General features: G+C 72.3%; 6 protein-coding genes. 2 read left to right on the forward strand and 4 right to left on the reverse strand.

Annotated features, from left to right (window positions below):
* Nucleotides 1-1,041: LCP family protein (locus tag PROKR_RS06305; RefSeq protein ID WP_245605725.1), on the forward strand; the 1,041-nt coding region annotated here is incomplete at its 5' end.
* A 73-nt stretch (nt 1,042-1,114) separates the two neighbouring features.
* Here PROKR_RS06305 and purE read toward each other — a convergent pair.
* The 4 genes from purE to PROKR_RS06325 are packed head-to-tail and all read right to left on the reverse strand — an operon-like array spanning nt 1,115 to nt 4,962.
* A complete protein-coding gene (gene purE / locus PROKR_RS06310; RefSeq protein ID WP_036960811.1) occupies nt 1,115-1,624 on the reverse strand; it encodes a 5-(carboxyamino)imidazole ribonucleotide mutase in 510 nt (169 codons plus the stop codon).
* The gene (locus PROKR_RS06315; RefSeq protein WP_084800284.1) at nt 1,621-2,907 is read right to left on the reverse strand and encodes a 5-(carboxyamino)imidazole ribonucleotide synthase; all 1,287 of its coding nucleotides are present in this window, start codon (nt 2,905-2,907) and stop codon (nt 1,621-1,623) included. The genes purE and PROKR_RS06315 overlap by 4 nt, the downstream gene beginning before the upstream one ends.
* Before the next feature lie 11 nt (nt 2,908-2,918).
* A complete protein-coding gene (locus PROKR_RS06320) occupies nt 2,919-4,274 on the reverse strand; it encodes a sensor histidine kinase (protein ID WP_036960815.1) in 1,356 nt (451 codons plus the stop codon).
* A 4-nt stretch (nt 4,275-4,278) separates the two neighbouring features.
* Nucleotides 4,279-4,962 (reverse strand): response regulator transcription factor, encoded by a 684-nt coding sequence (locus PROKR_RS06325; RefSeq protein ID WP_026366105.1) that lies wholly within the window; start codon nt 4,960-4,962, stop codon nt 4,279-4,281.
* 153 nt (nt 4,963-5,115) lie between these two features.
* Here PROKR_RS06325 and PROKR_RS32490 point away from each other — a divergent pair.
* A partial coding sequence (locus PROKR_RS32490) for a DUF7134 domain-containing protein (protein WP_036960816.1) occupies nt 5,116-5,833 on the forward strand: 718 nt, incomplete at its 3' end.

Genomic DNA, 5,833 nt, shown 5'->3' on the forward strand with positions numbered 1-5,833 from the left:
CCCGCGGCCGGCGGCAACGGCCGGGGCGGGAACTACCCCGCCGGTGCCCTCGCCTCGGGCGGGCGCGGCGGCCGGGGGAACGGCAACATCCGCATCCGCAAGGGCCGCGTGGCCGGCGTCGTCGCCGTGCTGGTGCTCCTGGCGATCCTCGCGTGGCCCATCGGCCTCCTGATCTGGGCCAACGGCAAGATCCAGCACGTCGAGGCGCTGTCCGACGCGGACAACACGCCGGGCACCACGTACCTGCTCGCGGGTTCCGACGCGCGCGGCAGCGGCGGCATCAACGACTCCACGAGCGGTGCCCGCACCGACACGATCATGGTGCTGCACAAGCCGCGGTCCGGTCCGGTGGCACTCATCTCGATCCCGCGTGACACGTTCGCGGAGATGCCCGACGGCTCGGGCAGCAACAAGATCAACGCCGCGTACTCCTACGGTGGCGCGCCGATGCTGGTCCAGGCCGTGGAGCGGCTCAGCGGGCTGACCGTCGACCACTACGTCGAGGTGGGCTTCGGCGGCGTCGAGGGTGTCGTGGACGCCGTCGGAGGCGTGCGGCTGTGCCTCGACTACGACGTGCACGACGTGAAGTCGAAGCTCAAGTGGAAGAAGGGCTGCCACGTCGCGGACGGCAAGACCGCGCTCGCCTTCTCCCGCATGCGCTACGCCGACCCGACGGGCGACATCGGACGCGCACAGCGGCAGCAGCAGGTCATCGGGGCGATCGGCAAGAAGGTCGCCGACCCCGGTGTCCTGCTCAACCCGGTCAACCAGGTCGGCCTCGCCGACGCCGGCCTCTCCGCCCTGGTGACCGACACGAACACCGGCATCATCGACGTCGCTCAGCTGGGCCTCGCGTTCCGGTCCGCGAACGGCAAGGACGGCGTGACCGGCACCCCGCCGATCGCGACGGTCAACTACCGGACGCCGTCGGGCGCCTCGGCGGTGCTGCTGGACGAGAACCAGACCGGCGAGTTCTGGGCCAAGATCCGCGACGGCGAGTACCCGGCCGGCGAGAAGATCGGCGGCATGCCGGGCTCCTGACCCGGCCCTCGCCGCGACATGTCAGACGCCCAGGTCCCTCGAGGGACCTGGGCGTCTGACATGTCCGGGGGGGTCAGAGCTGGGCGCGGAGCTTCTCACCCTTGGCGTGCGCCACCGCGCTCAGCTCGGCCTGGAACGCCACCATGCGCTCCCGCAGCGCCGCCGCCTCGTCGCCCGCACCCGAGCCGAGGATGCGTGCGGCGAGCAGGCCCGCGTTGCGCGCCCCGCCGATCGAGACCGTCGCGACCGGCACGCCGGCCGGCATCTGCACGATCGAGAGCAGCGAGTCCATGCCGTCGAGGTACTTGAGCGGCACCGGCACCCCGATCACGGGCAGCGGCGTCACCGACGCCAGCATGCCGGGCAGGTGCGCCGCACCGCCCGCGCCCGCGATGATCACGCGCAGCCCGCGGTCCGCGGCCTGGCGGCCGTAGTCGATCATCTCGGTGGGCATGCGGTGCGCGGAGACGACGTCGACCTCGACCGGCACGCCGAGCTCGTCCAGCGCCTCGGCAGCCGCCTGCATGACGGGCCAGTCGGAGTCCGACCCCATCACGATGCCGACCTGCGGGTTGGTGCTCATGCGTTCGCCCCTTCCTCGGTGGTGGTCATGGTCTCGACGGGCTCGACCCGCGAGACGGGCTCGACCCGGGACGGCGTCTCGCCGCGCAGCAGGGCCGCGGCCGTGACCGCCCGGCGCCGGACCTCGGCCAGGTCGTCGCCGCTCACGTTCACGTGGCCCAGCTTGCGGCCCGGCCGGATGCCCTTGCCGTACAGGTTGACCCGCGCCTCGGGGAACGCGGCGAGCACGTCCGGCAGCGCGTCGGTCAGCTCGTCGAGCGTGGAGCCCAGCACGTTCGCCATCACGGTCCAGGTGGCCGTCGGCTCGGCCGCACCGAGCGGCAGGTCCAGGACGGCGCGAAGGTGCTGCTCGAACTGGCTGGTCACGGCGCCGTCGATGGTCCAGTGCCCGCTGTTGTGGGGGCGCATGGCGAGCTCGTTGATCAGCACCGTCGGCGTCCCGTCGGGCCCGGGGACCTCGAACAGCTCGACGGCCAGCACGCCGGTGACGTCCAGGCCCTCGGCGACCGTGGTCGCGATCTCGCGCGCCCGGGCGTCCAGCTCGGCGGGCAGGCCCGGTGCGGGGGCGATCACCTCGGAGCAGACGCCGTCGCGCTGGATCGACTCGACGACGGGCCACGGCCGCACCTCGCCCGACGGGCGGCGGGCCACCAGGGCCGCGAGCTCGCGGGTGAACGGCACCTTCTCCTCGACCAGGAGCTGCGGGCCGCCGTCGGCCACCGCGGCGAACCAGTCGGCGACGTCGTCCGCGGAGGTGACCACCCGCACGCCCTTGCCGTCGTAACCACCGCGGGAGGTCTTCACCACGGCGCTGCCGCCGACCTCGTCGAGGAAGGCCGTCAGGGCGGCCCGCCCCTCCTCGGGGGACGACGCCGGCAGCGGGGCCCACCGCGGGCACGGCACGCCGAGCTCGGTCAGCCGCTGCCGCATCACGATCTTGTCCTGCGCCTGCACCAGCGCGTGCGGGCCGGGGCGCACGGGCGTGCCGTGCTCGATCAGGTCCGTGAGCAGCGCGTTCGGCACGTGCTCGTGCTCGAACGTGAGCACGGCGGCGGCGCGGTCGCCGTCCGGGGCGATCAGGGCGCGGATCGCGGCCTCGTCGGACGCCACGCCCACCGGGGCGTCGGTGACGACCTGCGCCGCGGACGACGCCGGGTCCTCCACCAGGACGCGGAGCCGGATACCCAGCTCACCGGCCGCTGGGGCCATCATGCGGGCGAGCTGCCCGCCGCCCACGACGGCGACGACGGGCGGGCCGGACTGACTGGAATCTGTTGCGCTCACGTCGGTGAAGCCTACCGGCGGCCGCGCACCTTCTTCTGACCGAGGGTGGAGATCTTCGACCCCACCGGCAGCACCTGGTGCGGGTCGAGGGTCTTCGGCACGCCCGAGAGGAACACCGAGAACACCGGCGGCGTGCGCTGGGTGAGCTGCAGGTTCCCGCCGTCGGCGGCGACGAGGTCGCGCGCCAGGGCGAGGCCCAGGCCGGTCCCCGCGCCGGACGTGACGCCCCGCTCGAAGATCTTGCCCTGCATGTCCTCGGGCACGCCCTCGCCCTCGTCCGTGACCTCGATGGCCATGGCGCCGCGCTGTCCCTCGCGGATCCGGAGGGTCGTGGTGCCGCCGCCGTGCTTGAGCGAGTTCTCCAGCAAGGTGGACAGCACCTGGGCCAGGGCACCGGGGGTTGCCAGGACGCGGGCGCCGCCCGAGTCCTCGACGTTCAGGTGCCGGCCGGCCCGTTCGAAGGACTCGCGCCACTCCTCCTCCTGCTGGAGGAAGACGACGGCGACGTCCACGGACTCCGTGGTGCCGCCCTGCGCGCGCCGCGAGCGGGCGAGCAGGTCGTCGACCACGCCGACCAGGCGTTCCACCTGTTCGAGCGAGATCCGCGCCTCCTCCTGCACCTCGGGCTCGCTGGAGGTGAGCGTGATCTCCTCCAGGCGCATCGTCAGCGCGGTGAGCGGCGTGCGGAGCTGGTGCGAGGCGTCGGACGTGAACTGCCGTTCCACCGCGAGCCGCGCCGCGAGCCGGTCCGAGCTGCGGGCCAGCTCAGCCGCCACCAGGTCGATCTCCTCCACCCCGGAGGGGTCCAATCGTGGACGCACCTGTCCCGCGCCGAGCTGTTCCGCCGACGCCGCGAGGTACACGAACGGTTGCGCCAGCCGGTTGGCCTGCCACGCGGCTGTGACCGCGCCGGCGGCGAACGCCCCCACGCTGCCGAACACGACGAGCACGACGACGTTGATCGCCTTGATGTACGCCGGCCAGGCCGAGACGGAGACCACCACGCCCATGACGGGCTGCTCCTCGGACGTGAGCCCGCGGTCGATGGTGGCGCCGGCCACGGGCTCGCCCGAGACGAGCTGCTCGCCGTTCGGCTGGTTCACCGTCACGTAGGCGACGATGTCGTTGCCCTGCGGCTGCACGGCGCGGTCGACGACCGACTGGTCGACGAACCCGGCCTCGGCGGCCGAGCGGTTGCGCTCGTAGGAGTTGACGGACGAAGCCAGGAGGTCCTGCGCCCGGGTCTCGACCCGCTGAACTTCCTGGCCGTAGATGTAGCGGGCGCCGAAGATCGCGAGCGGGATGCCCAGGAGCAGGACCGCGACCGCAACCGCGGCGATCGTCGCCTGCAGTACGCGGGCGCGCATCTGGCTAGCTCGCCCCGATCTCGAAACGGAAGCCGAGGCCACGCACGGTGGAGACGTAGCGCGGGGCGTTGGCGTCGTCACCGAGCTTGCGGCGCAGCCAGGACACGTGCATGTCCAGCGTCTTGGTGGAACCGACCGGGTCGGAGCCCCACACGTCGCGCATCAGGGTGTCGCGGACCACGACGGAGCCGGCGTTCTGCACGAGCACGCGCAGCAGGTCGAACTCCTTGGTGGTCAGGTGCAGCTCGCGGTCGCCCTGGAAGGCGCGGTGCGCCGAGACGTCGACACGGACGTCCTGCGCGTGCAGCTCCTCCTCCTCGCCGGTCTCGCCGTGCGAGCGGCGCAGCAGCGCCCGTACGCGGGCGAGCAGCTCGGCCAGGCGGAAGGGCTTGGTGACGTAGTCGTCGGCACCTGCGTCGAGGCCCACGACGAGGTCGACCTCGTCGGCGCGAGCGGTCAGCACCAGGACGGGCACGGTGAGGCCGTTGGCCCTGATCTCGCGCGCGACATCGAGCCCGTCCATGTCGGGAAGGCCCAGGTCCAGAACTACGATGTCCGCACCGGTCGAGCTCTCGATCGCACCTTTGCCGGTTCCTTGCACGACGACGTCGTATCCCTCACGGGAGAGCGCTCGTGCCAACGGCTCGGCAATGGCCGGGTCGTCCTCGGCTAGGAGTACGTGAGTCATTTCGCCATCGTAGGGCATAACCGACGCTCTGGCGCTACCCGGTCAGGCCTCTTGACAGGGCTCGTACCGAATCCTTTCGGCTGACACCGCCATGGCGCAAGTGCTACCACGGTATGACGCGCCGGCGCAACGGTTACACCTACTCTGACCTGCATGGGTTGGTACGAACGGTGGGCGGGTTGGTCCGAGCGGTACCGGTTCGTGGTGGACCTCGCGCTGACCGTCCTCGTGGGCCTGTTCGCGGTGGTCCTCGCGGGCGACGTCTACGCGCCCACCCTGCACGGCTCGCTCCAGACCATGCTCGTCTCCGCGGCCGTCCTCGCACCGCTCCCCTGGGCCCGCACGCACCCCGTCGCCTCGACCGTCGCGGTCTTCGTGATCTGCATGCTGCAGGTGATCGTGCTCCGCGTCCCCACGGTGCTCCCGGCCGACTTCGCGGTGCTGGTCTCCATGTACTGCGTGACGGTCTACGGCCCGCGCTGGGCCTACCTGATGGCCTGCGGCATGGCGGTGGTGGGCCCGGTCACCGTCGGCGTCGTGCTGGCGGCCCAGGACGAGACGGCGTCGCTGGTCAACTCCATCCCGGTGATCGTCCTGATCACGACCCTGCTCGCGTGCTCGTTCGCCTTCGGCCTGGTCCGCAGGTCCAGGCGCGCCATGCTCGTGGCCATGCGTGACCGCGCCGAACGCCTCGAGGTGGAGCGCGACCAGCAGGCGCAGATCGCCACCGCGGCCGAGCGGTCGCGGATCGCGCGCGAGATGCACGACATCGTGGCCCACTCCCTGTCCGTGGTCATCGCGCAGGCCGACGGCGGCCGGTACGCCGCGGCCGCGAACCCCGCCGCCGCCGAGCGCGCGCTCGGCACCATCG

The sequence above is a fragment of the Promicromonospora kroppenstedtii DSM 19349 genome (assembly GCF_000515355.1).
Lineage (GTDB): Bacteria > Actinomycetota > Actinomycetes > Actinomycetales > Cellulomonadaceae > Promicromonospora > Promicromonospora kroppenstedtii.

Excerpts from the sequence above, each read along its gene's own strand:
- purE (WP_036960811.1), bottom strand. The coding sequence starts at position 1,624 with ATGAGCACCAACCCGCAGGTCGGCATCGTGATGGGGTCGGACTCCGAC.
- PROKR_RS06320 (WP_036960815.1), bottom strand. The coding sequence starts at position 4,274 with ATGCGCGCCCGCGTACTGCAGGCGACGATCGCCGCGGTTGCGGTCGCG.
- PROKR_RS06325 (WP_026366105.1), bottom strand. The coding sequence starts at position 4,962 with ATGACTCACGTACTCCTAGCCGAGGACGACCCGGCCATTGCCGAGCCG.